This is a genomic window from Xanthomonas sp. NCPPB 2866, from assembly GCF_041475745.2.
GTDB lineage: Bacteria > Pseudomonadota > Gammaproteobacteria > Xanthomonadales > Xanthomonadaceae > Xanthomonas > Xanthomonas arboricola.
The window spans coordinates 1675655-1702592 of record NZ_CM192975.1 but is presented as its reverse complement, the minus strand read 5'-3'; the positions used below and the strand labels follow the sequence as shown (position 1 = coordinate 1702592).

General features: G+C 66.1%; 24 protein-coding genes. 9 read left to right on the top strand and 15 right to left on the bottom strand.

The features are described 5' to 3' along the window. Positions 1-42 precede the first annotated feature (42 nt). The 7 genes from ACCQ04_RS07330 to ACCQ04_RS07300 all read right to left on the bottom strand — a co-directional run bounded on the left by ACCQ04_RS07330 (position 43) and on the right by ACCQ04_RS07300 (position 9823). On the bottom strand, positions 43-1473 hold the full coding sequence (locus tag ACCQ04_RS07330) for a replicative DNA helicase (protein WP_047130779.1): 1431 nt from the start codon (positions 1471-1473) through the stop codon (positions 43-45). A 222-nt stretch (positions 1474-1695) separates the two neighbouring features. Next, positions 1696-2250 carry an NADPH-dependent FMN reductase gene (locus tag ACCQ04_RS07325; protein ID WP_226426588.1) on the bottom strand — a complete coding sequence of 185 codons (555 nt, stop codon included), beginning with the start codon at positions 2248-2250 and terminating at the stop codon, positions 1696-1698. A gap of 76 nt (positions 2251-2326) precedes the next feature. Next, entirely contained in the window at positions 2327-4267 is a 1941-nt protein-coding gene (gene asnB, locus ACCQ04_RS07320) for an asparagine synthase (glutamine-hydrolyzing) (RefSeq protein WP_054591583.1), read from the bottom strand. A 31-nt stretch (positions 4268-4298) separates the two neighbouring features. Next, a complete protein-coding gene (locus ACCQ04_RS07315; RefSeq protein WP_054591584.1) occupies positions 4299-4943 on the bottom strand; it encodes a glutathione S-transferase family protein in 645 nt (214 codons plus the stop codon). Between the two features lie 124 nt (positions 4944-5067). Further along, positions 5068-7638 (bottom strand): DUF3857 domain-containing protein, encoded by a 2571-nt coding sequence (locus ACCQ04_RS07310; protein ID WP_226427122.1) that lies wholly within the window; start codon positions 7636-7638, stop codon positions 5068-5070. A 58-nt stretch (positions 7639-7696) separates the two neighbouring features. After that, on the bottom strand, positions 7697-8872 hold the full coding sequence (locus ACCQ04_RS07305; protein WP_226426589.1) for an acyl-CoA dehydrogenase family protein: 1176 nt from the start codon (positions 8870-8872) through the stop codon (positions 7697-7699). A gap of 159 nt (positions 8873-9031) precedes the next feature. Next, the gene (locus ACCQ04_RS07300) at positions 9032-9823 is read right to left on the bottom strand and encodes a glycine zipper 2TM domain-containing protein (RefSeq protein ID WP_006451921.1); all 792 of its coding nucleotides are present in this window, start codon (positions 9821-9823) and stop codon (positions 9032-9034) included. 145 nt (positions 9824-9968) lie between these two features. Between ACCQ04_RS07300 and ACCQ04_RS07295 the strand changes: the two genes are divergently transcribed. Together ACCQ04_RS07295 and ACCQ04_RS07290 are read left to right on the top strand one after the other, a co-directional pair. Then, positions 9969-10184 (top strand): DUF6116 family protein, encoded by a 216-nt coding sequence (locus tag ACCQ04_RS07295; RefSeq protein ID WP_039528164.1) that lies wholly within the window; start codon positions 9969-9971, stop codon positions 10182-10184. Continuing rightward, on the top strand, positions 10184-10951 hold the full coding sequence (locus ACCQ04_RS07290) for a TatD family hydrolase (RefSeq protein WP_226426590.1): 768 nt from the start codon (positions 10184-10186) through the stop codon (positions 10949-10951). Before ACCQ04_RS07295 ends, ACCQ04_RS07290 begins: the two co-directional genes overlap by 1 nt. A gap of 40 nt (positions 10952-10991) precedes the next feature. Here ACCQ04_RS07290 and ACCQ04_RS07285 read toward each other — a convergent pair whose 3' ends face one another. After that, entirely contained in the window at positions 10992-11822 is an 831-nt protein-coding gene (locus ACCQ04_RS07285; RefSeq protein ID WP_226426591.1) for a tRNA threonylcarbamoyladenosine dehydratase, read from the bottom strand. 74 nt (positions 11823-11896) lie between these two features. Here ACCQ04_RS07285 and ACCQ04_RS07280 point away from each other — a divergent pair, with 74 nt between their 5' ends. Both ACCQ04_RS07280 and ACCQ04_RS07275 read left to right on the top strand, forming a co-directional pair. Next, positions 11897-12325, top strand: a complete 429-nt coding sequence (locus ACCQ04_RS07280) for a cytochrome c (protein WP_226426592.1) — start codon at positions 11897-11899, stop codon at positions 12323-12325. 167 nt (positions 12326-12492) lie between these two features. Next, positions 12493-12975 (top strand): glycine zipper 2TM domain-containing protein, encoded by a 483-nt coding sequence (locus tag ACCQ04_RS07275; protein WP_016902706.1) that lies wholly within the window; start codon positions 12493-12495, stop codon positions 12973-12975. 220 nt (positions 12976-13195) lie between these two features. Here the strand turns inward: ACCQ04_RS07275 and ACCQ04_RS07270 are convergent, their stop codons facing one another. Then, on the bottom strand, positions 13196-13411 hold the full coding sequence (locus ACCQ04_RS07270) for a cold-shock protein (protein WP_003483561.1): 216 nt from the start codon (positions 13409-13411) through the stop codon (positions 13196-13198). Between the two features lie 227 nt (positions 13412-13638). Between ACCQ04_RS07270 and ACCQ04_RS07265 the strand changes: the two genes are divergently transcribed. Both ACCQ04_RS07265 and ACCQ04_RS07260 read left to right on the top strand, forming a co-directional pair. Then, positions 13639-14124 carry a DUF456 domain-containing protein gene (locus tag ACCQ04_RS07265; RefSeq protein ID WP_046342196.1) on the top strand — a complete coding sequence of 162 codons (486 nt, stop codon included), beginning with the start codon at positions 13639-13641 and terminating at the stop codon, positions 14122-14124. Between the two features lie 206 nt (positions 14125-14330). After that, positions 14331-15464, top strand: coding sequence for a phospholipase A (locus ACCQ04_RS07260; RefSeq protein ID WP_016902704.1), 1134 nt, complete (start codon positions 14331-14333; stop codon positions 15462-15464). Positions 15465-15811: 347 nt separating this feature from the next. Here the strand turns inward: ACCQ04_RS07260 and ACCQ04_RS07255 are convergent, their stop codons facing one another. The 3 genes from ACCQ04_RS07255 to ACCQ04_RS07245 form a co-directional block, all read right to left on the bottom strand. Beyond that, the gene (locus ACCQ04_RS07255; protein ID WP_180969661.1) at positions 15812-16450 is read right to left on the bottom strand and encodes a carbonic anhydrase; all 639 of its coding nucleotides are present in this window, start codon (positions 16448-16450) and stop codon (positions 15812-15814) included. Between the two features lie 187 nt (positions 16451-16637). Then, positions 16638-17273: a glutathione S-transferase family protein gene (locus ACCQ04_RS07250; protein WP_226426593.1), complete on the bottom strand. Its 636-nt coding sequence runs from the start codon at positions 17271-17273 to the stop codon at positions 16638-16640. A 262-nt stretch (positions 17274-17535) separates the two neighbouring features. Continuing rightward, a complete protein-coding gene (locus ACCQ04_RS07245; RefSeq protein WP_039809645.1) occupies positions 17536-19053 on the bottom strand; it encodes a fumarate hydratase in 1518 nt (505 codons plus the stop codon). Between the two features lie 252 nt (positions 19054-19305). Between ACCQ04_RS07245 and ACCQ04_RS07240 the strand changes: the two genes are divergently transcribed. Beyond that, a complete protein-coding gene (locus tag ACCQ04_RS07240; protein ID WP_226426594.1) occupies positions 19306-21186 on the top strand; it encodes an ABC transporter ATP-binding protein in 1881 nt (626 codons plus the stop codon). Between the two features lie 199 nt (positions 21187-21385). Beyond that, positions 21386-22165 carry a ferredoxin--NADP reductase gene (locus tag ACCQ04_RS07235; protein ID WP_024938919.1) on the top strand — a complete coding sequence of 260 codons (780 nt, stop codon included), beginning with the start codon at positions 21386-21388 and terminating at the stop codon, positions 22163-22165. A gap of 131 nt (positions 22166-22296) precedes the next feature. Here ACCQ04_RS07235 and ACCQ04_RS07230 read toward each other — a convergent pair whose 3' ends face one another. Next, entirely contained in the window at positions 22297-22785 is a 489-nt protein-coding gene (locus tag ACCQ04_RS07230) for a glutathione peroxidase (RefSeq protein WP_226426595.1), read from the bottom strand. A 440-nt stretch (positions 22786-23225) separates the two neighbouring features. Here ACCQ04_RS07230 and ACCQ04_RS07225 point away from each other — a divergent pair, with 440 nt between their 5' ends. Then, entirely contained in the window at positions 23226-25424 is a 2199-nt protein-coding gene (locus tag ACCQ04_RS07225; protein ID WP_226426596.1) for a M3 family metallopeptidase, read from the top strand. Positions 25425-25521: 97 nt separating this feature from the next. Here ACCQ04_RS07225 and ACCQ04_RS07220 read toward each other — a convergent pair whose 3' ends face one another. Beyond that, positions 25522-26022, bottom strand: a complete 501-nt coding sequence (locus ACCQ04_RS07220) for a MarR family winged helix-turn-helix transcriptional regulator (RefSeq protein WP_024938916.1) — start codon at positions 26020-26022, stop codon at positions 25522-25524. A gap of 66 nt (positions 26023-26088) precedes the next feature. Next, complete coding sequence (locus tag ACCQ04_RS07215; RefSeq protein WP_226426597.1) at positions 26089-26934, bottom strand: DUF3298 and DUF4163 domain-containing protein; 846 nt, start codon at positions 26932-26934, stop codon at positions 26089-26091. Positions 26935-26938: the final 4 nt, after the last annotated feature.

Here is a 26938-nt window from a genome sequence, read left to right as displayed (position 1 = left end):
ATGCCGCAGCGACGGATTGTCGCCCGGCATCACGCAGGAGATTTATTCGAAACTGCCCACCGAATCGTGGGCCAGATTGTCGAACCGTGTGTATTCGCCGAAGAACTTGAGCTTGCACGACCCGGTCGGTCCACCGCGGTGCTTGCCGATGATGATCTCGGCCAGGCCCTTGTCCGGCGAATTTTCCTTGTTGTAGTAGTCATCGCGATAGATGAACACGATCATGTCCGCGTCCTGCTCGATCGCGCCGGATTCGCGCAAGTCGGCCATCACCGGGCGCTTGTCGGTACGTGTTTCCAGCGAGCGGTTGAGCTGCGACAACGCAATCACCGGCACGTTGAGCTCCTTGGCAAGGCCCTTGAGCGAACGCGAGATTTCCGAAATTTCGGTCGCGCGGTTTTCGCTGTTACCCGGTACCGACATCAGCTGCAGGTAGTCGATGACGATCAGGCCCAGGTCGTGCTCGCGCTTGAGTCGGCGGCACTTGGAGCGCAGCACTTCCGGCGACACGCCCGGCGTGTCGTCGATGAAGATCTTGGTTTCCTTCAGCATCTTGATCGCGCCGGTCACGCGCGCCCAGTCCTCGTCTTCCAGCGCGCCGGTACGCAGGCGTTGCGCATTGATGCGGCCATTGGACGAGATCAGGCGCATCGCCAGCTGCGATGCCGACATTTCCATCGAGAATACCGCCACGCCCTTCTTGGATTTGATCGCAGCATATTCGGCGATATTCAGCGCGAACGTGGTCTTGCCCATTGCCGGACGCGCGGCCAGGATGATCAGGTCGGTCGGCTGCAGGCCGGAAGTCATCGCATCGAAATCGTTGTAGCCGGTCGGCAGGCCGGTGATGTTGCCGCCGTTTTCGAAACGGCTGCGCAATTCCTCAAAGGCGTCCTTCAGCGCGCCCGGCATCGCCACGAAGTCGGTGCGCCCGCGCGCGCCGGCCTCGGCGATCTTGAACACCGCCTTTTCCGCCGACGACAGCAACTCCACGCTGTCGCGCCCCTCCGGCTGGAAGCCGTCGTTGACGATGGTGGTGCCCACTTCGATCAGCTGCCGCAACACCGCCTTGTCACGCACGATCTCCGCGTATGCGGCGATATTGGCTGCCGAAGGCGTGGTGCTGGCCAGCTCGATCAGGTAGGCGCCATCGCCGACCTGCTCCAGCTTGCCCTGCGATTCGAACCACTCGCCCAGGGTCACCGCATCGAAGGGGCGGTCCTTCTCGTTCAGTTCGCGAATCGCACGGTAGATCAGCCGGTGATCGCGGCGGTAAAAGTCGTTTTCGGTCAGCTGGTCATTGACCCGGTCGAACGCATCCGGTGCCAGCATCAACCCGCCGAGCACGGCCTGCTCGGCCTCGACCGAATGCGGCGGTACCCGCAACTGGTCAAGCCGCGGCTCGGGACGATCGTAATCGTCGTCGTCGCGATCGCGATTGCGCTTGGAACGGAAACCAGGACGAGCGGACATGGACAAACAGACCTGACGCGAGGGAGACGAGGGCAGGAAGCATAGTCATCGGCGGCGCCGACGACCATGCACAACTCTGTGGATAACTGGTGGACAGCCGGTGCATCACCGTTCTACGCGACCGCTGTCGCAACCGCCGAGACGCTTGCTGCGCCGGGGTTTGCACCGCGTCACCGATGCCAGTTGGCGGCTGTCTCCAGGCCCAACGCCGCTGTGGTCAACTCAACGCTTGGACTGTTCGACCAGGCCCAGGAAGGCGTCGACGAAGCCCTGCAGGAACTTGCGGCTGTCGGCGTTGGCGACCTGGTCGTCGGCGCCGAACAGGCCGTCCTTGTACTGCAGGAAGACTTCCGGTTGGCCGAGCACCCGCATGTCCAGATACGACAGCACATTGCGCAGGTGCTGCTGCGCGGTGGCGGTGCCGATCGCCCCGACCGAGATGCCGACCACGGCGGCCGGCTTGCCCACAAACGCGCTGTCACCGTAGGGGCGCGAGCCGGTATCGAGGGCGTTCTTGAGCACGCCGGGAATCGAGCGGTTGTACTCCGGGGTGACGAACAGCACCGCGTCAGCCGACCGGATCTGTTGCTTCAGCCGCGTGCCCTCTGCCGGGTAATCGCCATCGTGGTCCTGGTTGTACAGCGGGATGTCGCCGATCTCCACATACTCGAACACGGCCTTGTCGCCAGCCAGATGCTCCAGCGCATGCGCCAGTTGGCGGTTGTAGGACGCGGCACGCAGGCTGCCGACCAGCACGGCGATGGTGATCTTGCTCATGGGGAACGCTCCATTGGGGGAATCAGCGCCCGACTCTAGTCAGCCTGGCGCTCAGACCCGGTGAAGCGCGGCTGCCTCAGCGGCCGATCGCGGCGCGTTGGGCGCGCCAATGCACCTGCCAGGCCTGGAACATCAGCACCGTCCACAGATGCGTATGCCATTTGCGCTCGCCGCCGTTGAAGTCCCTCCACAGCCCGGCCACGGTGTCGGCGGCGAACACGCCGTCGCGCTCGAGCGTGGCGTGCGCCAGCAGATCGTCGGCCCAGCCGTGCAGGTCGCCACGCAACCAGGCACTGACCGGCGCACCGAAGCCGCGCTTGCCGCGGTAGACCATCGGGTCGGGCAGATAGCGGCACAGCACGCGCTTGAGCAGGTACTTGCTGACCCCGTCGCGGTACTTCAGCGACAGCGGCAGCGACCAGGCGAACTCGGCCACCCGCCAGTCCAGCAACGGTGCGCGCGCTTCCAGCCCCACCGCCATGGTGGTGCGGTCCACCTTGCACAGCAGATCGTCGGGCAGATAGGCGGCAAAGTCGGCCAGCATCATCGCGTCGGCCGGCGTGCCGGAACCGTGCAGCGGGTCGGCCAGGCTGTAGAAACTGTCGGGCTCGGTCGCGCCCAGCACCACCGCGGCCGGATCGCGCCAGCGCGAGATGCGGTTGCGGTAGATGTCGCCGATGCCGCGTGCGCCGGCCTCGGCCACCAGCGCGGCCAGGCCGCCGGTGCGCGAAGACTCGCCGTTGCGGCGCGCCGCCAGCGCCATCAAGCGCCGCAGCGGCCCCGGCACCAGCCCATGCATGCGCCAGTTGCGCAGCGCACGCTGGTAACGGCCGTAGCCGAAGAACAACTCGTCGCCGCCATCGCCGGACAGCGCCACCGTCACCCCGCCGCGCGCCAGCCGTGCGACCAGCGCGGTCGGCACCTGCGAAGCATCGGCGAAGGGCTCGTCGAACATGTCCGGCAGGGTCGGCACCACCGCCAGCGCGTCGGCGCCGCTGACATACAGCTCGGTGTGGTCGGTGTGCAGATGCGTGGCCACTTCGCGCGCCAGCGGCGCTTCGTCGTGATGCGAACCTTCGAAGCCGATGCTGAAGGTATGCACCGGCTGGGCGCTCTGCGCCTGCATCATCGCGGTGACGATCGACGAATCGGTGCCGCCGGACAGGAACACGCCCACCGGCACGTCGGCCACCATGCGCAGCGCCACCGCATCGCGCAGCACGGCGTCGAGCTGTTCCTCGGCCTGTGCATCGCTGCCGGTGAACGGCGCCGCCAGCGCGCGCTGCATCGCCTCGCGCGCGTTCCAGAACGGCTGCTGCGCCTGGTCCGGCCGATGCGCCGCCGCGCCGGCCGCCACCATCTGCGCATCCAGCCGCAGCACCCGCCCGGGCATCAACTTGAAGGTGCGCTCGTGGATGCAGGCCGGCGCCGGGATGTAGCCCAGCCGCAGCAGCAAGGTCAGCGCATTGCGATCGACCCCGTTATCGAAGTCCGGATGCTGCCACAGCGCCTTGAGTTCGGAGCCGAACACCAGGGTGTCGCCGGCCCAGCCGTAGTACAGCGGCTTCTTGCCGACGCGGTCGCGGGCCAAATACAGGCAGTTGTCGCGCTCGTCCCACAACGCCAGCGCGAACATGCCGTTGCAGCGGGTCAGGGTGTCGTCCAGCCCCCACTCCACCACCGCCGCCAGCAGCACTTCGGTATCGGAATGACCGCGGAAGCGGTGCCCGAGTGCGGACAGCGCCGCGCGCAGCTGCGCGAAGTTGTAGATCTCGCCGTTGTAGGCCAGCACATACCGGCCATCGGCCGAGCGCATCGGCTGATGGCCCAGCGGAGACAGATCCAGGATGCTCAAGCGTTGATGCGCCAGCGCCACGCCGGCCTGCGCATCGCACCAGGTGCCGGCATCGTCGGGGCCGCGATGACGCAAGGCCGCGCCCATCGGCCGCACCAGCGCATCGAGTTGTTCGCCATGCATGCGTGGCGAGGCCAGCAGCAGTCCAGCCAATCCGCACATCGTCAGTGCTCCTGCCGGCAGCGCATGCCGCTCATGCCGTCACCGCGCCGGGCGCAGGCGCCGGCATTGCGATAAAACCGGGTACTGCCTGCACGCGCTGCAGCCAGGCACCGATCGCCGGCCAGCGCTCCAGATCGAAGCCGCCGTCCTCGGCGCAATGGGTGTAGGCAAACAGCGCGATATCGGCGATGCCGTAGTCGCTGCCGGTAAACCAGCGGTGCTGCTGCAGATGCTGCTCCATCACGGCCAGCGCCTGCTCGCCGCGGGCGCGCAGCTGCGGCAGTTCGGCGCGGCGCGCGGCATCGCGCGGCGTCCACAGGCTGATGAACCGCGCCACCGCGACATACGGCTCATGGCTGTATTGCTCGAAGAACATCCAGCTCAAGGCCTGCGCGCGCTGCCACGCGTCGGTGGGCAGATACGGGGTGCCTTCGGCCAGCCAGAACAGGATCGCGTTGGATTCGGTCAGCACGCGGCCGTCGTCGCGCTCCACCATCGGCACCTTGCCGTTGGGATTCTTGGCCAGATACGCGGGCGTGCGGGTTTCGCCGGCGACGCTGTCGACCTCGACCCAGTGATAGCGGCTGCCCAGTTGCTCCAGCAGCAGGCGCACCTTGTAGCAGTTGCCGGAACTGGACATGCCATGGACGGTCAACGGGGGACGCACGGTCGACATCAAGCTGGCTCCGCGGCAGCAACGAGGGGCTGGCAGTGTCACAGCCCCGGGGGCCTTTGCAAAGCCCTGCACCGATTCTGCTGCAAGGCGTGGCCGCGGTTGCGTGCGCTGCCGGTAGCGCGGCTCAGCGCATCACCACCAGCGCCACCGGCACACCCAGCACGGCGACCAGCATGCCCAGCACCGACAACGTCAATGCCAGCGCACCAAAGGCCCGCGCGCGTGCGCAGCCGGTCGCACCGGCAACCGCCTGGACCGCAGCGATCGACCACCACAGCCCGCCTAGCAGCAACATCAGCACCGCCATGGTCACCTGCGCCAGCCCGGCCGGATCATGCACACCGGTTCCGAACAGGACGATATCGCCGCCAACCGCGGCCAGTGCCGCCAGCAAGCAGACCAGCCATGGCAAGGCACTGCCCAGCAGCGCCGGCAGCAACACCGCAAACTCTGCAGTGCCGCCCATCCAGCGCAGCATCCACTGCAACAGCACGCAGCCCACCAGCGCAATGGCCAGCATGATCGCCACGGCGATGGCGTGCACCCACAACGGCTGCGGAGACACCCACATCCAGCTCGAGAGCACCAGGATCAGGCCGAACACGCACCACGCGCTCCAGCGCGCGCCGGCCTGCGTGTGCAGGCGCTGCGCAACGGTGTGCGGATCGAACAGCATCCCGCCCAAGCCACCGCCGCGCCACCAGGCCAGGCATGCCAGCACCAGCACGATCAGCGCCAGCAGCGCGGCCAGCGGATAGACGAAGACGTGCATCTCCATCGGCTGTCTGCGCGGCTGCGGCTTGAGGTCGTGATTGAAGTACAGCAGGTCGCGGGCACGCTCCATGTCGGCGGCTGCACGCTTCACGCCGCTGGCGGGAATGCGGTCGGACAGCCGTTGCCATTCGCCGACGATGACGATGCGTCCTTCGTGCGTGGAGACCGTGCGCGAGAACCGGAACCACGGGTTGGCGACCACCTGCGTATCGGCTTGCACCCGCACCGCCGGGTCGACCCGCACCCGCACCGTTTGCCGCGCCAGCCGCGGGCCGCCCAGCGCCAGCGGGCTCTTGCGCGCCGCCGTAGGCAGGGCGTCCATCCATTCGCCGAGCTGGAACAGCGGAAAGCCCAGCTCGTCGCCCTCGTCGGTCGGCCACTCCAGGCGGTAGGCCTCGTGCGTGCGCACGTTCAACACATCGGCCGCGTCGATCGTCGGCACGCCGACCTGCGTCAGCGCGGTGTAGTACTGCTGCATGAATTCCAGATAGTGCTCGCCGACCGCCTGCGCACCGTTGTCGTCGAAGCTGGTCGCCACGCGCTCGCCGCGTCCCTGGCGATACGTGGTGTCCACGGTGAAGGTCGCCACGCGCTGCGGCTTGCGCAGCGAGATCACGACCTCCTCGTCCACCTCGACCTGCGGCAGCGTCGGCATCGGCGATGGCACCGCCACCAGATCGCGCTGCCCGGCCACGACCGGCAGGCCGCGCACGAACGGCAACGGCCGGCGTTGCGCCAGCGGGCCCTCTTCGCGGTCGCGCGTGGCATCCACCCATACCTCGCCCTGCGGCAGGTGCGCGCGTACCACCACGTGGTCGAACGCGTAGGGGCTGGGCAAGCGCAGATCCAGCCCGTGGCCCTTGTCGCTGCTGACCAGCACCGGCTCGGCGCGGATGCCGGCCAGCTGCAGCAGCGCGATCAACAGCGTCGCCTTGTCCTTGCAGTCGCCGTAGCGATTGCGCAGCGTCACTTCCGGCGTATGCGGCGCGTGGGAGTTCTCGCCCATGTCCAGGCCGACGTAGCGGATCTCGCCCTGCACGAAGGCCACTGCACGCAGCAGTGCACCCTGCGGGTCGTCGCGGCGCAGCTGCAGGTTCTGCACCATCCCGTCGGCAACGCGCGCGTCCTTGAACGCGTGCGGATACAACTGCGCTGCCCATGCCGCCACTGCCGCCCAGTTGCCGGCAGTGGAGACTTCGATCCTGCCATACGGATCGACATCCTCCGGGGTGTCCTTTTCTTCCTGCACGGCGGGCAGGTCGCGTGCGGCGATGTCCAGTGTCGCCACATCGCCGGTGCGGCTGACGTTGCGGCTGAAGCCGGGCGCAGTCACCCGCCACTGCAATCCCATGTCGGCCGGATGCCGCACCCGCACCCGGCGCTCGCCCAGCGCTACGCCGTAGCGCGCATCGAACACGTCGTAATAGCCCTTGCCGAACACCGGATTGCTGCCGGTGATGGTCACGCCGTAATCGACCCGGTCGCCCACGCGTAGGTCCGGCAAGGTGATCGACAGCGTCAGCGCGCCATCGATCAGACCGTCTTCCAGTCCGCTTTCGCGGCGCAACCGCGCGTAGTGCGCCTGTTTGCGCATGTCGATACGCTTGCCGTCGCGCCAGACCTCCAGGCTGTTGAGCGCCAGCTGCTGGTACTGCGGCTGGTAATCGATGGAGATCTGCCCGGCCTCGTCCAGACTTTTCGCACGCTGCACGGTGTAACTGAGGCGGCGATACGCCTGCGGCGCCGCGCCGGTCAGATCGACCTGGTCGGATACCAGCTCATAGCGCAGCCCGCTGGCACCGGGCACCTTGTCGGGCACCGCATCGGCGATGACCCAGTCCGGTGGCGGCGCCATGCGCGGCGCCTCGCTGGCCTGTGCCGGTGCGATCACGCTCGCCACCACCGCCAGCACGCAACTCATCCAGAACACGCCACGCAGGCGTCGCCTCCCATCCCTGTCGATCAACACCCACTCCTCGTCAAAACGCATTGAGTCCCGTCAGCGCACGCCCGACCACCAACTGATGCACGGTCTCGGTCCCCTCGTAGGTGATCACCGATTCCAGGTTCAGCGCATGCCGGATCGCCACATGTTCGGTGGTGATGCCGGCCGCGCCCAGCAGATCGCGGCACTCGCGCGCCACATCCAGGGCCATGCGGCAATTATTCCACTTTGCCAGCGAGATCTGTTCCGGCCGCAGCTGGCCGGCCTGCTTCAGCCGCCCGAGCTGCAGCGCCAGCAGCTGCGCGGTGGAAATCCGCCGCGCCATGTCGGCCAGCTTGATCTGCGCGCTCTGCGTGGCCGCCAGCGGCCGGCCGAACAGGATGCGCTGCCCGCTGTAGGCCAGCGCCTCGCGCAGACAGGCCACCGCCGCGCCGATCGCGCCCCAGGCGATGCCGTAGCGCGCCTGATTGAGACACCCCAGCGGCGCCTTCAGACCGGCCGCGTTCGGCAGGCGCATCTGCTCCGGCACGTAGACGTTGTCCAGGAACAAGCCCGAGGTCACCGATGCGCGCAGGCTCATCTTGTGCGCGATGTCCTGCGCACTGAAGCCGGCGCTGCCGGTCTCCACCAGAAAGCCGCACACGCCGTCATCGGTATGCGCCCAGACGATCGCCAGGCCGGCAATGCTGCCATTGGTGATCCACATCTTGGCCCCGTTCAAGCGCCAGCCGTCGCCCTGCCGTACCGCGCGCGTGGTCATCGCGGCCGGATCCGAGCCGCCCTGTGCTTCGCTCAGCCCGAAACAGCCGATCAGACGGCCGGCGGCCATCTCCGGCAACCAGCGCTGGCGCTGCTCGTCGCTGCCGTAGGCATGGATCGGGTACATGCACAGCGAGGACTGCACGCTGACGAAGCTGCGCAGGCCGCTGTCGCCGCGCTCCAGTTCCTGGCAGATCAATCCGTACGCCACCGCGCCCAGGCCCGCGCCGCCATCGCGGACCGGCAGGCTGGCGCCCAGCAGGCCGAGCTCCGCCAGTTCCGGTACCCATTCGCGCGGAAAGCGCCCTGCATCGAAGGCATCGCCGATCGCCGGCAGCACCCGCGTATCGGTGAAGCGCGCCACCGCATCCTGCACTGCCCGCTCTTCGTCGGTCAGCAGCGCACGCACATCGAACAGATCATCGGGGCGCACCGGCATGTCGGCTTCCACTCCAGGAGAAGTGGCGATTATCAGCCAGTTGCCGGCCGAACATGGCGGCGACCTGTTCAGCGCACGGACGTCGTCACCAGCGCCTGAAAACGAAAAGAGCCGGCAATGCCGGCTCCTTTCCTGCCAACCAGCGATCCTGGGCGGATCGCTGCCAGCGGTTTATTGACGCGTGCTGCCCGCATCCACACGAACGCCCCTGTCACCGGCGGTCGAAGCGGTCTGGGTCACCAGCTGACCGTCGACCACCGGCAGGCGATCGCTGGCCGGCTTGTCGTTCATGCGCACGGTCTTCTCGAAACCGTCGTAGCGGTAGGTCACGTCGTAGGCCACCACGTTGTCGGCATCGCCCAGCGAGATGCGCTCGCCCGGCTTGCTGTCCATGCGCATGGTGCCGGTGGTGCCGTCGGCATTGCGGTAGGTCACGTCATAGCCGACCACGCGCGAGGACTGCGAATTGGCATTTTCGGTATGGCACTGGCGCTCGGTGCGATCCACCACGCGGCCGCCGACATGATTGCGGTCCACGCGATTACCGACCATGCCGCCACCGACCGCACCGGCCACCGTGGCCAGCTTGCGGCCGTTGCCGCCGCCGACCTGGTTGCCGAGCAGACCGCCGATCACCGCACCGGCGACGGTGCCGCCGACGTTGCCATCGCGCTCGGGCAGACGTTCCTGCACCACCACGTCGCGGCAGACTTCGCGCGGCGAGGAACTGGTGGTGGTTTCGCGGATGGCAGCGCTGTTGACGACCTGAGCATACTGCGGCTCGCGCTCGGTGATCGGGGCGACCTTGACCACGTCGGCATATTCCAGACCACGCGGTGCCGGCTCGCCGTTGGCGACGAAATCGCCGGACGACGGGCGATTGTTCATGAAGGCGGCCGTGGCCACGCCTCCAACCAGCAACGCACCAGCAGCGACCAGTATAGTTGTCGTATTGCTCTTCATGATCCAGCTCCGTGCGGACACGCCGCGTTGTTGACGGCGTGATTCCAGCACGCGAACCCTGAACAAAAACGCCCTCGCTCATGAACGCCGCAGTTAAGTTCAGCTAGCGGTTATTTCATGCACTTCTAACAGCCGGAGCATCCGCATGCGCAATCCCGTCACCTCGCGCGCCCTGGAGTGGGCCAGCACCCTGCGCTACCCCACCTTGTTCAAGCTGGCGGCGGCGCTGTTTCTGGTCGACCTGGTGATGCCCGATCCGATCCCGTTCCTGGACGAGCTGCTGTTCGGCCTGACCACGCTGCTGCTCGCCAACTGGAAGACCCGCAAGGCACCGCTGCCCGCGCCGGTGCGCCGCGATTGATGCAGCTGGTCGATAGTCACTGCCATCTGGATGCCGGCGAGTTCGACCACGACCGCGCCGCGGTGATCGCACGCGCGCGGGCGGCCGGTGTCGTACAGCAGGTGATCCCGGCGATCACCGCCGCCAGCTGGCCGGCGCTGCGCTCCGTCTGCACCCAGGCCCCCGGGTTGCACCCCGCCTACGGGCTGCACCCGATCTTTCTCGATCAGCACCGCCCCGAGCATCTGGAGCTGCTGGCTGAGTGGATCGAGCGCGAGCGGCCCTGCGCCATCGGCGAGTGCGGGCTGGACTTCTATCTGGACGGGCTGGACGCGCAGACGCAGCGCGATTATTTCGACGGGCAACTGCAGCTGGCCAAGCGCTTCGAGCTGCCGCTGATCGTGCATGCGCGGCGCGCCACCGAAGAAGTCATCGCCCGCATCAAGGCCGTGGGCGGCCTGCGTGGTGTGGTGCACAGCTTTGCCGGCAGCCCAGAACAGGCGCAGCAATTGTGGAAGCTGGATTTTATGATCGGCCTGGGCGGCCCGGTGACCTACCCGCGTGCCAATCGCCTGCGCGGCCTGGCTGCAACGATGCCGCTGGACTGGCTACTGCTGGAAACCGATGCGCCGGATCAGCCCGACGCCAGCATCCGCGGCCAACGCAACGAGCCGGCCTACCTGCCCACGGTGCTGGACTGCATCGCACGGCTACGCGGCGAGGCGGCCGAGCACATCGCCGCGCAGACCACCGCCAACGCGCGGCGGTTGTTCGGGTTGCCGGGCTGATTACACTGCCCGTTGCCGCATGACGCGGCAACGCGCGCACTCACCCCGCCGAGGCAGCCTCGGCAACAGGTCTGGCAGCAGCGACCTTCGGCTTGAGCAACATCTCCAGCGCCTTACCCACCGCGACAAACGCAAAGGTGCCGGTGATATGCGTGGCTGCGCCCAGCCCGGCTCCGCAATCCAGCTTGAGCGTGGCGTCGGCATCCAGCTGCGGACGGATGCCGCAGACGCTGCCATCGGCCTGCGGGTATTTGACGTTCTCCAGCGAGTACACCGCCGGCACGCCGAAATAGCGCTGCGGATTCTTGGGGAAGTTGAACTCGCTGCGCAGCTTCTTGCGGATCAGCGCCAGCATCGCGTCGTGTTCGGTGCGCGAGACATCGCGTACCCGCACCAGGGTGGGATCGGTGCGCCCGCCAGCGGCGCCCACGGTGAGAAGCGGCAGCTTGCGTCGACGGCACCAGGCGATGGTTTCCACCTTCACCCGGAAGCTGTCGCAGGCATCGATCACCAGGTCGAACGTATCGCCGAGCAGCTGTTCGATATTGCCGGCGGTGAGGAACGACTCCACCGCATCGGCTTCGATTTCCGGGTTGATCGCCAGGCAGCGTTCGGCCATCGCGCGCGCCTTGTTGCGTCCGTACTGCCCGGCCAGCGCCGGCAGTTGCCGGTTGGTGTTGGACACGCACAGGTCGTCGGCATCGATCAGGCGGATGTGGCCAACGCCGGTACGCGCCAGTGCCTCGACCACCCACGAGCCCACGCCGCCCATCCCCACCACCGCCACGCGGCAGGCGGCCAGCCGCTCCACCGTGCCGACTCCGTACAGCCGGTCGATACCGGCAAAGCGTTCACGCCATTGTGCTTTCATCGGCCTATTTTACGCGCGCCGCTCAGCGCGCGCCCATCGACCTATTGAAGCCCGCGTCCACCGGAGTTCCGTCCATGCCCGCCCCACCCACCGAACAATCGCGCGCATCCCGCTATGCCTTCCTGCTGGTGCTGGGCATCCTGATCGGGCTGGTGTGCACGGTGATGGTGGCGCGCGTACTGCAGGCCAGACGCAACCCGGTGCCGGACAGCCTGATGCAGGTGATGGCTTACCAAGTGCGCGCCCTGCAAGCCGATACCGATGGTGGCTGCAACTCCACACGCCAGCGAGCGCGACTGCAATCGTTGCGCCTGCTTGCCGGCGAACTGGAGCCGGCCTTCCCGGACATCGGCGAGGACCGCCGCTTCGGCGAGCATGCCAGCGCCCTGCGCACCTTCCTGGACCAGGCACAGCGCACGCCGCCAGCGGATTGCGCCGCGCTTGCCGCACTCAGGCCACAGATCAATGACGCCTGCGAGGCCTGTCATCGCGACTTCCGCTGACCCGCCATCGCACCGCCGCATCCATGCGCACGGCGGCGGCGGTGAACAGGACGCTCGGGTTTCGTTAAGCCTGGAGTGATCCAGTTGGCAGACCGTTCACCCTGACCAACCCAGGATGACGTCGCCGCGGCCCTGACCGCTTTTTCGAACCACCCCGGAGAGACCTCATGAAGACCCGACTGCTCGTCATTGGCCTGGCTGCAACCGCGACGCTGGTTGGCTGCGCCACCTCCCAGCCCCAGTACGGCAGCTACCGCGGCGACCGCGGCTACGACCAGGGCTATTCGCAGCCGCAGGCACGCTGCGTGGATTGCGGGATCGTGACCCGCATCGATGAAGTCGGCCCGACCCGCAGCGCTCCCACCGGCACCGGTGCGGTGCTCGGCGGCATCGTCGGCGCGGTGGCCGGTCGCCAGATCTCCAAGGAGACCGGTGGCAGCAAGGGCAACAAGAACGTCTCGGCCGTGGCCGGTGCCGCCGCCGGCGCGCTGGCGGGCAATGCGATCCAGAACAACGTCACCAGCGACAGCTTCGATGTGCAGGTGCGCATGGACGACGGCCGCGTGATCGTGGTGAACCAGCGCGATCTGGCTGGCGTGCGCGAAAACGCCTATGTGCGCGTGGTCAACGGAAAGGTCGTGCTGCGCTGATCGGCGCGCTTACCAGTAGCAGTCAGGAAAACCACTGCGCTCACCGCTAGGACCGCGCAGTCGGTGCCCGGAATCGACATGCATCCACGTGTACTTCGATTTCTTCGTGCCGCCTGACCACTGCTCGCTACGTTCGATTCGCCAGTGTTGGCGAATGACAGAAAGGCCCGGCGACGGGCCTTTCTGCTGTCTGCACGATGGCCGCGGTGTTGCGCCGCGCTCAGACCACCTGCACCGCATCGGCCTGCAGGCCCTTCTGTCCCTGCACCACGGTGAAGCTGACCTTCTGGCCTTCCTTGAGACTCTTGAAGCCCTGGATCTGGATCGCACGGAAGTGGACGAAGACGTCCTCGCCGTTTTCGCGACTGATGAAGCCAAAACCCTTGGCATCGTTGAACCACTTCACGACACCATTCTCGCGTTCGATATTGGACATCTCGACTGACTCCCTACGACACTGTGATGGACTGACGGTGGTGGCTGTGATTGCAAGGAGGAAGCGAGGTACAAGGATGTAGCGGATCGAACGATCTACCGCATCAGGCCACGATTCACGGTGACCGTTGCAAACAGCAGCGCTGGCAACTTAACCCGCACCAAACGAATTTTCAAGCACCTCTTGCGCAATTTTGTCAAGCCTGAAACAGGACATTTTTAAACATCATGGACATCACCGTCGTCTACTACATCCTGGCTGGCGTGCTGGTCCTGATCGGCCTTGCCGGGGTCGTCCTGCCGGCGCTGCCAGGCCTGCCACTGGTGTTCGCGGGACTGCTGGTGGCGGCCTGGGCCGATGGCTTTGCCCACGTCGGTTGGGTGGCGCTGGTGATCCTGGGCCTGATGACGGCGTTGTCGTTTGCGATCGACTTCCTCGCCACCGTGTATGGCGCCCAGCGGGTCGGTGCCAGCAAGGCGGCACTGTGGGGCTCGGTGATCGGCTCGGTCGTCGGCATCTTCTTCATGCCGATCGGCTTGTTCGTCGGGCCGTTCGCCGGCGCGTGGCTCGGCGAGTATTGGCAGACCCGCAAATCCGACCAGGCCACCAAGGTCGGCTTCGGCACCTGGCTGGGCATCGTGTTCGGCACCGCGACCAAGCTGGCACTGGGCCTGTGCATGCTGGGCGTGTTCGCCATCGCCTGGTTTTTCTAGCGGATTTCCAGCGTTCACCGAGGCTGATTGTGTCGGTTGATCGCCTGGACGATGACGGCCCAGCCGCCCACACGGTCGCAGACAGCAGCCGATTGCAGGCATCGCCCGGATGTTATGCCACCGTGTACACACCGCGTATGCAGGCGCGACCGTTAAGCTTCGCATCTGACGCGCCTGCCTGGCGCCTTTATTCGGCCAGACTGCCCATGTCCAAGCACCGCACCCGTCCCTTGATGCTGATTGCCCTGGCGGCGGCGCCATTGGCGCACGCACAGGAAATCGCCCCCACCCCCGCCTCGCCGCAGGCCTGCACCTCCGTCACCTCGGACGCAGCACGCCTGGCCTGCTACGACCAGGCGCTGGGCTATACCCCGCAGCTGACCGCCGAGGCCGATGCCGCCGCGCAGATCGCCAAGCAGAAAGAGTCCAAACCGCAGGACGAACGCGCCATCAGCCGCGTCGGCGACTTCTTCCGTGCCGACGGCCAGGATCAGCCCAAGGCCGAGGCGGTCGCCAACGCTGGCCGCGGTTCGTTGCTGGACCGCCGCTGGGAGCTGGCCAAGGACTCCAAGCTGGGCACCTTCCAGTTGCGCGGCTACAAGCCGGTCTACCTGCTGCCGGCATTCTGGACCAGCGACTCCAACCGCACCCCGCAGTCGCCGAACCCGGCCAACTCGGTGTCCACCCCGCAGCAACTGGACAGCACCGAACTGAAGTTCCAGCTCAGCTTCAAGACCAAGGTGGTCGAGGATCTGTTCGGCGACAACGGCGACATCTGGATGGGCTACACCCAGAGCTCGCGCTGGCAGGCCTACAACACCGATGCCTCGCGCCCGTTCCGCGAAACCAATTACGAGCCGGAAGCGATGCTGGTGTTCCGCAACAACTACAGCCTGTTCGGCTGGAAGGGCCGCATGAGCGGCATCAGCATCAACCACATGTCCAACGGCCGCGAAGATCCGCTGTCGCGCTCCTGGAACCGGGTCATCCTCAACATCGGGCTGGATCGCGAGAACTGGGCACTGACGCTGCGCCCGTGGTTCCGCATCAAGGAAGACCGCGCCGACGACAATAATCCCGATATCGAGGATTACATGGGCCGTGGCGACGCCACCCTGGTCTACAACAAGGACGGGCATGAAGTGGCGTTGATTGCGCGGCATTCGCTGCGCGGCGGCGACCGCTCGCATGGCTCGGTGCAGCTGGATTACGGCTTCCCGATCACCAACCTGCTGCGCGGCCACGTGCAGGTGTTCGACGGCTACGGCGAAAGCCTGATCGACTACAACCACAAGGCCACCTACATCGGCCTGGGCGTGTCGTTGCTGGAGTGGTTCTAAGCACATCGCACCGCTGCGCTGAGCAACGTCGAGACCATTGAAAAAGCCGGCATGCGCGCATGCCGGCTTTTTTGCGTCCGGATTGCAGGCCTGGAGCGGTAGAGGTGGCAGGCAGTCGTCAGCTCGGCGCGCAGGAATTGCAGCGCATGCATGGCATGCAGGTTCCGGACACGGCCCACGCCTGCCTGGCGGTGAAAGCAGCAGCTTGATAGCCGCTTCTGGTTCCGCAGCGCTGACGATCACGCTGCCCCGCGCATATATAGGCTGCTCCGCACCCTCCGCACATATAAAAAAGACAGCGCAGGAGATCATCCTGCGCTGTCTTCATGAAACGGTTTTGGCAGCGATCAGACGTCGAAGAAATCGACCTTGCCGTCCTTCAAGGTGTAGTACGCACCGACGACGCGGACATTGCCCGCGCGCAGCGGTTCGAGCAGCGCCGGCTCGGACGCGCCGCGCAGGCGGTCGACGGTGCGCTTGACGTTGGCCTTGACCGAGGCCGCCAGCAGGTCGTCGCCGCCCTTGCTCTTGGCGGTCAGCACGGCCGGGACGATCGGCTCGATCATCGCGCCGATTGCGCCTGGGAAGAATGCGTTCTTTTCCACCACCGACACCGCCGCGGCGACCGCGCCACAGCTCTCGTGGCCCATCACCACCACCAGCGGCACGCCAAGCTGGCTGACCGCGTATTCGATCGAGCCCAATGCCGTGGTGTCGACGGTATTGCCGGCATTGCGGACGATGAACATCTCGCCCAGGCCGCGCCCGAACAGCAGCTCCGGCGGCACGCGCGAATCCGAGCACGACACCAGAATCACGAACGGGGTCTGCCCCAGCGCCAGTTCCAGACGGCGCTTGCTGTCGGAAATGACCTTCTTGGGGCGGTTTTCCACGAAGGCAGCGTTGCCGTCACGCAGCACCTGCAATGCCTGCTCGGCGTTGAGATCGGTCTTCTTCGACGGCGCCGCGCCTGCGGCGAACGGCAGTGACGCGGCGGCGGCCGCGATCGGCGCACAACAGGCACATTGCAGCAGTTTTCGACGGGATGCGGAATGCGACATGGACGAGCCCCTGCTCTCTGGTTGTGGCGCGATCGTACACCGCGGCAGGCGCGGCACCACGGCGTGGCTGGAGCTTATGTCGACACGATTTCGCAGCCCGCGCCCCCCGGGTTCAGGTCCAGTCCGTCAGCCCCTCGCGGCGATAGGTTTCCTGAAATGCCGGGCGGGCTTTCATTCGCTCCGCATGCGCCTGCAAGGCCGGCCAGCTATCGCTGGGACGGGGCATGTTGCGCGACCAACGCATCATCATGGTCAGCATGAAATCGGCCGCCGACAGGGTCTGCCCGAGCAGATACGGGCCGTTGGCCTGCAGGTGCGTATCGACCCGGGCCCAGGCCGCCTCCAGTCTGGCGCGCGCCTGGGATTGCGCGGCTTCGGCGTGCGCGGCGCCGGCCGGCTCGTCCGGATAGAACCAGGCCCGGTACGCCGGCTGCAAGGTGTTGGCGCAGAAGAACATCCACTGGTAGTACGCCGCACGCTCGGGAGTGCCGAGCGGCGGTGCCAGCCCGGCCTGCGGATGCAGGTCGGCCAGATGCAGCACGATCGCGGCCGCCTCGGTCAGCACGTGTCCGTCGAGCACCAGCGTCGGCACCACGCCGGCCGGATTGAGCACCAGATACTGCGGCGATTTCTGTTCGGCACGTTCGAAATCCAGCGGATGCAGTACGTGCGGTACGTCGAGTTCGATCAGCAGCCAATGCACGACCAGGGCTGCGGTGCTGGGGGTGTGGTACAGCGTGGCGCTCATACGGGTTCCTGAGTCGGTTGGTGCAGGCGAGCTTGCGTGGTTCACAGCGATTGTCCTCGCCCTGGTGGATGCCATCGAAGACCCGCGCGGGGGCAGTTGGCCCGCTGCGACGGATTCCGTACATCGTCGCAGCGGTTTCAGCGCGGCGCCACCGCGGCGCTGCACCTGCGCTCGCCGGCCCGGTCGGCGCGGCATTGCCTGGCACTCTGGTTGCACTGCGCGATGCAACAGCCCGCCACTGCGGGCGCGCTGGCTGGTGCCCTTATTCCACCACCACCGGAATCTTGCCGATGCGCGACTGCCATTGCCGCGGGCCGGTCTTGTGCACCGATTCGCCGGTGGAATCCACCGCCACGGTGACCGGCATGTCCTTGACCTCGAATTCGTAGATCGCTTCCATGCCCAGGTCTTCGAATGCCAGCACGCGTGCGGCCTTGATCGCCTTGGACACCAGGTACGCCGAGCCGCCGACCGCCATCAGATACACGGCCTTGTTGTCGCGAATCGCCTCGATCGCCGCATCGCCGCGCTCGGACTTGCCGACCATGCCCAGCAGGCCGGTCTGCTCCAGCATCTGGCGGGTGAACTTGTCCATGCGCGTGGCGGTGGTCGGGCCGGCCGGGCCGACCACCTCATCGCGCACCGGGTCGACCGGGCCGACGTAGTAGATGAAGCGGTTGGTGAAGTCGACCGGCAAGGTTTCGCCCTTGTTGAGCATGTCGATCATGCGCTTGTGCGCTGCGTCGCGGCCGGTCAGCAGCTTGCCGTTGAGCAGCACCACCTCGCCCGGCTTGAAACTGGCGACCTCTTCCTTGGTGATGGTGTCCAGGTTGACCCGGCGCGCATTGGTCGGGTTGTAGGTGAGCTTGGGCCAGTCTTCCAGCGACGGCGGGTCCAGCATCACCGGGCCGCTGCCATCCAGGGTGAAGTGCGCATGGCGGGTGGCCGCGCAGTTGGGAATCAGCGCCACCGGCAGGTTGGCGGCGTGGGTCGGGTAATCCTTGACCTTGATGTCCAGCACCGTGGTCAGGCCGCCCAGGCCCTGCGCGCCAATGCCGAGCGCGTTGACCTTTTCGTAGAGTTCCAGCCGCAGCTCTTCGGCGCGATTGGAGGCGCCGCGCGCCTGCAGGTCGACGATGTCGATCGGCTCCATCAGCGCTTCCTTGGCCAGCAGCATGGCCTTTTCGGCAGTGCCGCCGATGCCGATGCCGAGCATGCCCGGCGGGCACCAGCCGGCGCCCATGGTCGGCACGGTCTTGAGCACCCAGTCGACGATGGAGTCGGACGGGTTGAGCATGGCGAACTTGCTCTTGGCCTCCGAACCGCCGCCCTTGGCCGCGACGATCACTTCGACATGGTGGCCAGGCACGATCTTGGTGTTGACCACCGCCGGCGTGTTGTCGCGGGTGTTGGTGCGCTTGCCGGCCGGATCGGCCAGCACGCTGGCGCGCAGCTTGTTGTCGGGGTGGTTGTAGGCGCGGCGCACGCCTTCGTTGACCATGTCTTCCACGCCCATCGTGGCGTCGTCCCAGCGCACCTGCATGCCGATCTCCAGGAACACGGTGACGATGCCGGTGTCCTGGCAGATCGGGCGATGGCCTTCGGCGCACATGCGCGAGTTGATCAGGATCTGCGCGATGGCGTCCTTGGCCGCCGGCGACTCTTCGCGCTCGTAGGCAGCGGACAGGTTCCTGATGTAGTCGACCGGGTGGTAGTAGCTGATGTACTGCAACGCGTCGGCGACGGACTGGATGAGGTCTTCCTGCTTGATCGAGGTCACGGCTGGCTCTACGGCTGGCGGGGGCAATCCGGCCATTTTAGTCGAAACTCCCGGCGTGTCCGGGCGTCGCGTCAATCGAGGCGATTGATCGGGCCTGCAATCGCGCGCGGGGACTGCCCCGCGGTACGGGCACGCTACAGGCCATCGACCGTGCTGCCTTGCACGCGTGCAGTCGGCAGCGCACGCAGTCCGCCGTAGGCGCGGCGCACCACCAACACCCCGCGCCGACGCGTGGCGCTGCACACTAAGGGGATGTCAGCCTCCCGTTCCGGCGCCCCTGCGCCTGCCGCTCCCCGTACCGGCCCCACCCTGCGCGAGCGCCTGGATGCGCTGCGCAACCTGCCGCCGTTCCTGCGCCAGATCTGGCAGACCAGCCGCTGGCTGAGCGCCAGCAGCATTGGCCTGCGCGTGTTGCGCGCGCTGATGCCGGTGGCCTCGTTATATATCGGCAAACTGATCATCGACGAGGCCATCCACCTGGTCGGTCAACCGCCGGCCTTCGACTCACTGACGCAGGCGCTGGGCAGCGGCCGGCTGAACCGGCTGCTGGAATTGCTGGCGCTGGAACTGGCCCTGGCGATCGGCTCGGACCTGCTCGGCCGGCTGGTCGGCTACGCCGATGCCTTGTTGTCGGAGCTGTTCAACAACGCCGCCAGCGTGCGCCTGATGGAGCATGCCGCGCAGCTGGATCTGGAGGACTTCGAAGACCCCGACCGGCAGGACAAGCTGGATCGCGCGCGGCGCCAGACCATGAACCGCATGAACCTGATGAGCCAGCTGTTCGGCCAGGTGCAGGACGCCATCACCGTGGTCAGCCTGGCGGTGGGCCTGGTGGTGTACGCGCCATGGTTGATCCTGCTGCTGGCGATCGCGCTGATCCCGGCCTTCATCGGCGAGGCGCATTTCAATGCGCTGGGCTATTCGCTCAACTTTCAGTGGACACCGGAGCGGCGCCAGCTCGACTACCTGCGCCAGGTCGGCGCGAGCGTCGAGACCGCCAAGGAAGTCAAGATCCTCAACCTGCACCGCTTCCTGATCGCGCGCTATCGCCGTCTGGCCGACAAGTTCTTCCAGGCTAACCGCGCACTGGCGCGCAAGCGCGCGTTGTGGGGCGCATTGCTGGCCGCGCTGGGCACCTTGGGCTACTACATGGCCTATGGCTACATCGCCTGGCGCACCGTGCGCGGCGATTTCAGCATCGGCGATCTGACCTTCCTGGCCGGCAGTTTCCTGCGCCTACGCCAGTTGCTCGAAGGCCTGCTGATCGGGTTCTCGCAGGTCGCCGGCCAGGCCTTGTATCTGGACGATCTGTATTCGTTCTTCAACATCGTGCCGGAGATCCGCTCGCGCCCCAACGCGCTGCTGGTGCCGCGACCGATCCGCCAGGGCTTCGTGTTCGAGGACGTGGGCTTCCGCTACCCCGACGCCGAGCAGTGGACGGTGCGGCATCTGGATTTCGAGCTGCGTGCCGGCGAAGTGCTGGCGCTGGTTGGCGAAAACGGCGCCGGCAAGACCACCCTGGTCAAGCTGCTGGCGCGGCTGTACGACCCGGACGAGGGCCGCATCCTGCTCGATGGCCGCGACCTGCGCGACTACGACCTGGACGATGTGCGCGCCAACCTGGGCGTGATCTTTCAGGACTTCGTGCGCTATCACCTGAGCGTGGGCGAGAACATCGGTGTCGGCCAGGTCGATGCGATGGACGATGCGCCACGCATCCGCGCCGCTGCGCAGCGTGCGATGGCCGGCGAGCTGATCGATAGCCTGCCCGATGGCTACGACCAACTGGTCGGGCGCCGCTTCAAGAACAGCGTGGACCTGTCCGGCGGGCAGTGGCAGAAGATCGCCATCGCCCGCGCCTACATGCGCGATGCGCAGCTGATGATCCTGGACGAACCCACCGCCGCCCTGGATGCGCGCAGCGAGTTCGAGGTGTTCCAGCGCTTCAAGGAGCTGTCGGACAACCGCACCGCGGTGCTGATCTCGCACCGCTTCTCCAGCGTGCGCATGGCCGACCGCATCCTGGTGCTGGCCGCGGGCCGCATCGAGGCCAACGGCACCCATGCCGAACTGATGACCCAGGGCGGGCGCTATGCGGAGCTGTTCGAGTTGCAGGCGGCGGGGTATCGGTGAGGCGGGGATTGGGGAGTCGGGATTGGGGATTCGCAAGAGCAGATCCTGGGTCCTGGACGCATCGGGCTCGCGGATGAGCCGGCAGCTCTTACCAATCCCCAATCCCGACTCCCCAATCCCGGCACCCAAATGAGAGCCCCTCTCATTTGGCCGGCTTGAGGTAGAATTGCCGGGTACTCTTCCCACGACACTTACCGGTATGTCTTCCGCTTTCGGCGCCGAAACGGTGCTTGAGGTCCGTCACTGGACCGATGCCTACTTCAGCTTCACCACCACCCGCGATGCCGGTTTCCGCTTCGAGAACGGGCAGTTCGTGATGATCGGTCTGGAGACCGAAACGCGCCCGCTGCTGCGTGCGTACTCGATCGCCAGCGCCAATTGGGAAGAACATCTGGAGTTCTTCAGCATCAAGGTGCCGGACGGCCCGCTGACCTCGCGGCTGCAGCACATCCAGCCGGGCGACAAGGTGCTGGTCGGCAAGAAACCCACCGGGACGCTGCTGATCAGCGACCTGCACCCGGGCCGCAACCTGTACCTGCTGGGCACCGGTACCGGCCTGGCGCCGTGGTTGTCGGTGATCAAGGACCCGGAAACCTACGAGCGTTTCGACAAGGTGATCCTGACCCAGGGCGTGCGCTTCGTGCAGGATCTGGCCTATCGCGACTACTTCGAGCGCGAGCTGCCGCAGCACGAATTCCTCGGCGACATCCTGCGCGAGAAGTTGCTGTACTACCCGGCGGTGACGCGTGAGGCGTTCGCCAACCAGGGCCGCCTGACCGAGCTGATGGCCGATGGCCGCATGCAGCAGACGCTCGGGTTGCCGCCGCTGGATCCGGCCAACGACCGCTTCATGATCTGCGGCAGCCCGCAGATGCTGGCCGACCTGCGCAGCTTGCTGGATGCACGTGGCTTCCAGACCTCGCCGCGCATCGGCACGCCGGGGCATTACGTGTTCGAGCGCGCCTTCGTCGAGAAGTGATGCGGCGCGCGTGAGACGTCAGCGCGATGCGGCGTTTACGCAGACCGCGACGCCGGCATGCACTATCGTAGGAGCGCACCCGGGCGCGATGAAGCGTTCCCGGGAATGCCTCGTCGCGCCCAGGTGCGCTCCTACGATTCAACTAACGCGCGCTCGATGTCCGCAGCCAGCGCTTCCGGTTTGGTGGTCGGGGCGTAACGCTCCAGCACCGTGCCATCGCGGCCGACCAGGAACTTGGTGAAATTCCACTTGATCGCCTCCGATCCCAGCACGCCGCGCTGTTCGCGCTTGAGCCATTGCCACAGCGGATGCGCGCCGCTGCCATTGACCTCGACCTTCTCGGCCAGCGGAAAATCCACCGCGTAATCGAGCGAGCAGAACTGGCGGATCTGCGCGGCATCGCCCGGCTCCTGATGACCGAACTGATCGCAGGGAAACCCGATCACCACCAGACCACGCTCGCGATAGCGCTGCCACAGCGCCTGCAGGCCTGCGTATTGCGGGGTAAAGCCGCATTTGGAAGCGACATTGACCACCAGCACCACCTTGCCGGCGTAATCGCGCATCGAGCGGGGCCGGCCTTCCAGGTCGGTGAATGCGAACGTGGAGATATCGCTCATGGCTGCCCTGAAGTGTGCGAGGTGGGCAGCGTAACCCAGCAGCCGGCAGCGTCGCATCGCGGTCGCCGAGCGCGTCATCCGGAAGAGGCGTTTTTCAACGCATGCGTCGCCGCAGCCATCTGACCCTTCCCGCTGGTCCCGACCGTTGCCGGCCGCTGCCACGGCGCGCTACCGGCCAGCATCCGCCAGGCGGACCGATCGAGACCTCGCTGCCCGCCGAGCAGCCGGAATGCAGCCGGGTGGGACACGCCGCACCGTAGACAGGCAGCGCCCGCCCGGCGGCGGCACGCGCATGGTGTCATCGGTCGTGTGCCCACAAGACCAGCGCCGCTCGTGCCCGCCTGATGGCATCGTAATGACCGTGCAGCCATGCCTTTTGTCACACGCCTGTCCGGCCCGGCTGGGGTAGCCTCGGCGGTTCGCACTTTGGAGCCATCCTCTTGACCACCCGTCTCGCTTTTGCCCTGGCCGCCTCCCTGGGACTTGCCATGCCGTCCTACAGCATCGCCGCACCCGCCACCACGCAGGCCGCCACCCAAGCCAACCCCTTCTTTGCCGACAGCACGCTGCCGCTGCACTACCCGCAGTTCGACAAGATCAAGGACAGCGATTTCGCACCCGCCTTCGACGCCGGCATGACCGAGCAGTTGAAGGAAGTGGAAAAGATCGCCAACCAGAAGGCCAAGCCGAGCTTCGACAACACCCTGCTCGCGCTGGAAAAAAGCGGCGCCACGCTGGATCGCGCCACCACGGTGTTCTTCAACCTGGTCGGTGCCGACACCAACGACGCGCGCAAGAAACTGCAGGCCGACTATTCGGCGAAGTTCGCCGCGCACCGCGATGCGATCTCGCTCCATGGCAAGCTGTTCGCGCGTATCCAGACCCTGTACGACCAACGCAGCAAGCTGGGCCTGGACGCCCAGGGCGTGCGCCTGGTCGAGAAGTACTACAGCGATTTCGTACGCGACGGCGCCAAGCTCTCCGATGCCGACAAGACCACGCTCAAGGCGATGAATGCCGAGCTGGCCAACCTGGGCACCACCTTCAGCCAGAACGTGCTGGCGGAAGTGAATGCCGCCGCCGTTGTCGTCGATGACGTCAAGCAGCTCGATGGCCTGTCCGAAGAGCAGATTGCCGCTGCCGCCGAAGCCGCCAAGGCGCGCAAGCTCGACGGCAAGTACGTGATCGCGCTGCTCAACACCACCGGCCAGCCGCCGCTGACGCAGCTGAAGAATCGCGAACTGCGTAAGAAGATCTACGACGCCTCGGTGTCGCGTGGCAGCCACGGTGGCCAGTACGACAACACCGCACTGGTGGCGCGCATCATGAAGCTGCGTGCCGACAAGGCAAAGCTGCTCGGCTTCCCGACCTACGCTGCCTATTCGCTGGAAAACCAGACCGCCAAGACACCGGAGGCGGTCAACGCGATGCTGGGCAAGCTGGCGCCGGCGGCGGTGGCCAATGCCAAGCGCGAGGCGGCCGATCTGCAGGCGATGATCGACAAGGAGCAGAAGGCCGCGCGCAAGCCGACGTTCAAGCTCGAAGCCTGGGACTGGGCCTACTACAGCGAGAAGGTGCGCCAGGCCAAGTACAACTTCGACGAATCTCAGCTCAAGCCGTACTTCGAGCTGAAGAACGTGCTGGAAAACGGCGTGTTCTATGCGGCCAATCAGGAATACGGCCTGACCTTCAAGCAGCGCACCGACCTGCCGACCTACCGCGACGACATCACCGTCTATGACGTGTTCGACGCCGACGGCAAGCAGCTGGCGATCTTCATCGCCGACATGTATGCACGCGAATCCAAGCGCGGCGGTGCCTGGATGAACTCCTACGTGTCGCAGTCGGCGCTGACCGGTTTCAAGCCGGTGGTCGCCAATCACCTCAACATCCCCAAGCCGCCGGCCGGCCAGCCGACGCTGCTGACCTGGGACGAGGTGACCACCATGTTCCATGAGTTCGGCCATGCGCTGCACGGCATGTTCTCGGACGTCAAATACCCGTATTTCTCCGGCACCAGCGTGCCGCGCGACTTCGTCGAGTTCCCCTCGCAGGTCAACGAGATGTGGGCCGACGAGCCGTCGATCCTGAAGAACTACGCCAAGCATTACCAGAACGGCACGCCGATGCCGCAGGCGCTGCTGGACAAGGTGATTGCCGCCTCCAAGTTCAACCAGGGCTTTGCCACCACCGAGTATCTGGGTGCGGCCATGCTCGATCAGAACTGGCACCAGATCAGCGCCAGCCAGGTGCCCGACGCAGCAGGCGTGATGGCATTCGAAGCCAAGGCCCTGCAGCAGGACGGCATCGCCTACGCGCCGGTGCCGCCGCGCTACAAGACCCCGTATTTCAGCCACATCATGGGCGGTTACGCGGCCGGCTACTACGCCTACATCTGGTCGGAAGTGCTCGACGCCAACACCCAGCAGTGGTTCAAGCAGCACGGCGGGCTGAGCCGCGCCAACGGCGATCGCTTCCGTCAGACCCTGCTCTCGCGCGGCGGCAGCGTCGATGCGATGGAACTGTTCCAGAACTTTGCCGGCCATGCGCCGCAGATCGAGCCCCTGCTCGAGAAGCGCGGCCTGAGTGCGCAAGGTGGCGATGGCGCCACGCCGGAAGCGCCGCAGTCCAAGCCGTAATCGCACTGCGTTGAAACCAAGACGCCGCCCGGAGCGATCCGGGCGGCGTTTTTGATGGTCGCGATGAAGCGGGCTGCGCGAGCCGCAGACGCTGTGCTCAGAGCTCGACCGAATCCACGCCGTCGAGCAATTTCCTCAACAGCTTTTCCAGCCGCACCTGCTCGGCATCACTGATGCTGGAGGTTTCTGCATTGAGCAGCGTGCAGGCGTCGGGAAGCAGGCTGTTGATCAACGCCAGGCCTGCCGGCTGCAAGGTCAGCATGATCTTGCGCCGATCGTCCGGGCTGCTGCCACGCGCGATCAGGCCCTTCTCGCACAACTGGTCGGTGAGCCGGGTGATGTTGGCCGGCTTTTCGCTGGCGGCTTCGGCCACTTCGGTGGGCGTGATCGCCTGCTCCGGGGTGCCGTAGAGCATCATCAGAATCTCGTATTCCGGCGGGCTGATGCCGTATGGCTTCAACCGCGCGCACCCCTGCGTATGCAGTCGCTTGTAGAGGTGCTTGATCAGCCGCACCAGGACGGCCGGTTCACGCGGAAACGCCGGATAGCGCACACAGGTGTGGTCCACGCGACTTGCGGTTGGATCGAAACTACTCATATCACCCGTTTGCTTACATTACTGAATGGCCAAGCCATTCAATCACATCATCTGTGGGGTGACACCTCAGCGTGCGAAGAGATGTACATATTCCGGCGCGACCGAGGCCAACACTGTCGAGGCAGCGACCTCGGCCGTTTGCGTCCCATCCGAATACGGCCCCACCTGATATGGCGGAAACACGAACCGAAGCGCGGTGATCTGCCCTGCCGGATTGAGCACCGGTACGAACTGGGCAAAGTTGTCGACCTGCGCGGCAGTGCCTTCGGCAATCATGCGATCGGCAGAGGCCAGCTGCTCGGCCTGTTCTTCGACCGGCACACGATCGGCCTCCACGCGCTGGCTGGCGGCGTTGTGCAATTGCACGGCCACCTCGCGCCCGATCCTTTCCCAGCCTGCCGGATCCGGAATCAAGGCCTGCGCGGTCAATTGCTTGCGCTCCTTGACCAGCCAGACGAAGCGCGCCACCAACGGCTCGCCATGTGCACCACCGGTATAGCGGCTGCCGTCGGCGGATACGACGATCAGGTCCGGTGTCCGCAACACGGTCTCGAACGCCAGCGACAACTCGTAGGGTGCGGCCGGCTTGTCGTTGCCGAGCCCGGAGACCGCTTCCATGAGCTCGGTACGTGCTGCCTGCGCATAGCTGCGGATCAGTGAGGTCAGCTCGGGAAACGCGTCCAGCCCGCGCGGATAACTGATACCCACCATATAGGCGGGCGCGTGCTCGATCACATCCTCCAGCGGGCCGCTTTGCACCAGCACGGGCTCGGCCGGCGGTGCCGCGGCGGCGGCGGCGTCAGCTGCCGGCTGTGCCGATTCGGCCGTCGTCGGCTCGCGCTGCGTACATCCTGCCAACACGGCCAGCACCAGCAAGCCCCGGACTGCGTTCACTCCTGACAACCGCCCCATTCCC

Coding starts and splice junctions, on each gene's coding strand:
- ACCQ04_RS07330 (WP_047130779.1), bottom strand. CDS start 1,473: ATGTCCGCTCGTCCTGGTTTCCGTTCCAAGCGCAATCGCGATCGCGAC.
- ACCQ04_RS07260 (WP_016902704.1), top strand. CDS start 14,331: ATGTCCAAGCACCGCACCCGTCCCTTGATGCTGATTGCCCTGGCGGCG.
- ACCQ04_RS07310 (WP_226427122.1), bottom strand. CDS start 7,638: ATGAGTTGCGTGCTGGCGGTGGTGGCGAGCGTGATCGCACCGGCACAG.
- ACCQ04_RS07285 (WP_226426591.1), bottom strand. CDS start 11,822: ATGAAAGCACAATGGCGTGAACGCTTTGCCGGTATCGACCGGCTGTAC.
- ACCQ04_RS07290 (WP_226426590.1), top strand. CDS start 10,184: ATGCAGCTGGTCGATAGTCACTGCCATCTGGATGCCGGCGAGTTCGAC.
- ACCQ04_RS07325 (WP_226426588.1), bottom strand. CDS start 2,250: ATGAGCAAGATCACCATCGCCGTGCTGGTCGGCAGCCTGCGTGCCGCG.
- ACCQ04_RS07300 (WP_006451921.1), bottom strand. CDS start 9,823: ATGAAGAGCAATACGACAACTATACTGGTCGCTGCTGGTGCGTTGCTG.
- ACCQ04_RS07280 (WP_226426592.1), top strand. CDS start 11,897: ATGCCCGCCCCACCCACCGAACAATCGCGCGCATCCCGCTATGCCTTC.
- ACCQ04_RS07230 (WP_226426595.1), bottom strand. CDS start 22,785: ATGAGCGATATCTCCACGTTCGCATTCACCGACCTGGAAGGCCGGCCC.
- ACCQ04_RS07215 (WP_226426597.1), bottom strand. CDS start 26,934: ATGGGGCGGTTGTCAGGAGTGAACGCAGTCCGGGGCTTGCTGGTGCTG.
- ACCQ04_RS07270 (WP_003483561.1), bottom strand. CDS start 13,411: ATGTCCAATATCGAACGCGAGAATGGTGTCGTGAAGTGGTTCAACGAT.
- ACCQ04_RS07275 (WP_016902706.1), top strand. CDS start 12,493: ATGAAGACCCGACTGCTCGTCATTGGCCTGGCTGCAACCGCGACGCTG.
- ACCQ04_RS07315 (WP_054591584.1), bottom strand. CDS start 4,943: ATGTCGACCGTGCGTCCCCCGTTGACCGTCCATGGCATGTCCAGTTCC.
- ACCQ04_RS07250 (WP_226426593.1), bottom strand. CDS start 17,273: ATGAGCGCCACGCTGTACCACACCCCCAGCACCGCAGCCCTGGTCGTG.
- asnB (WP_054591583.1), bottom strand. CDS start 4,267: ATGTGCGGATTGGCTGGACTGCTGCTGGCCTCGCCACGCATGCATGGC.
- ACCQ04_RS07265 (WP_046342196.1), top strand. CDS start 13,639: ATGGACATCACCGTCGTCTACTACATCCTGGCTGGCGTGCTGGTCCTG.
- ACCQ04_RS07240 (WP_226426594.1), top strand. CDS start 19,306: ATGTCAGCCTCCCGTTCCGGCGCCCCTGCGCCTGCCGCTCCCCGTACC.
- ACCQ04_RS07220 (WP_024938916.1), bottom strand. CDS start 26,022: ATGAGTAGTTTCGATCCAACCGCAAGTCGCGTGGACCACACCTGTGTG.
- ACCQ04_RS07235 (WP_024938919.1), top strand. CDS start 21,386: ATGTCTTCCGCTTTCGGCGCCGAAACGGTGCTTGAGGTCCGTCACTGG.
- ACCQ04_RS07295 (WP_039528164.1), top strand. CDS start 9,969: ATGCGCAATCCCGTCACCTCGCGCGCCCTGGAGTGGGCCAGCACCCTG.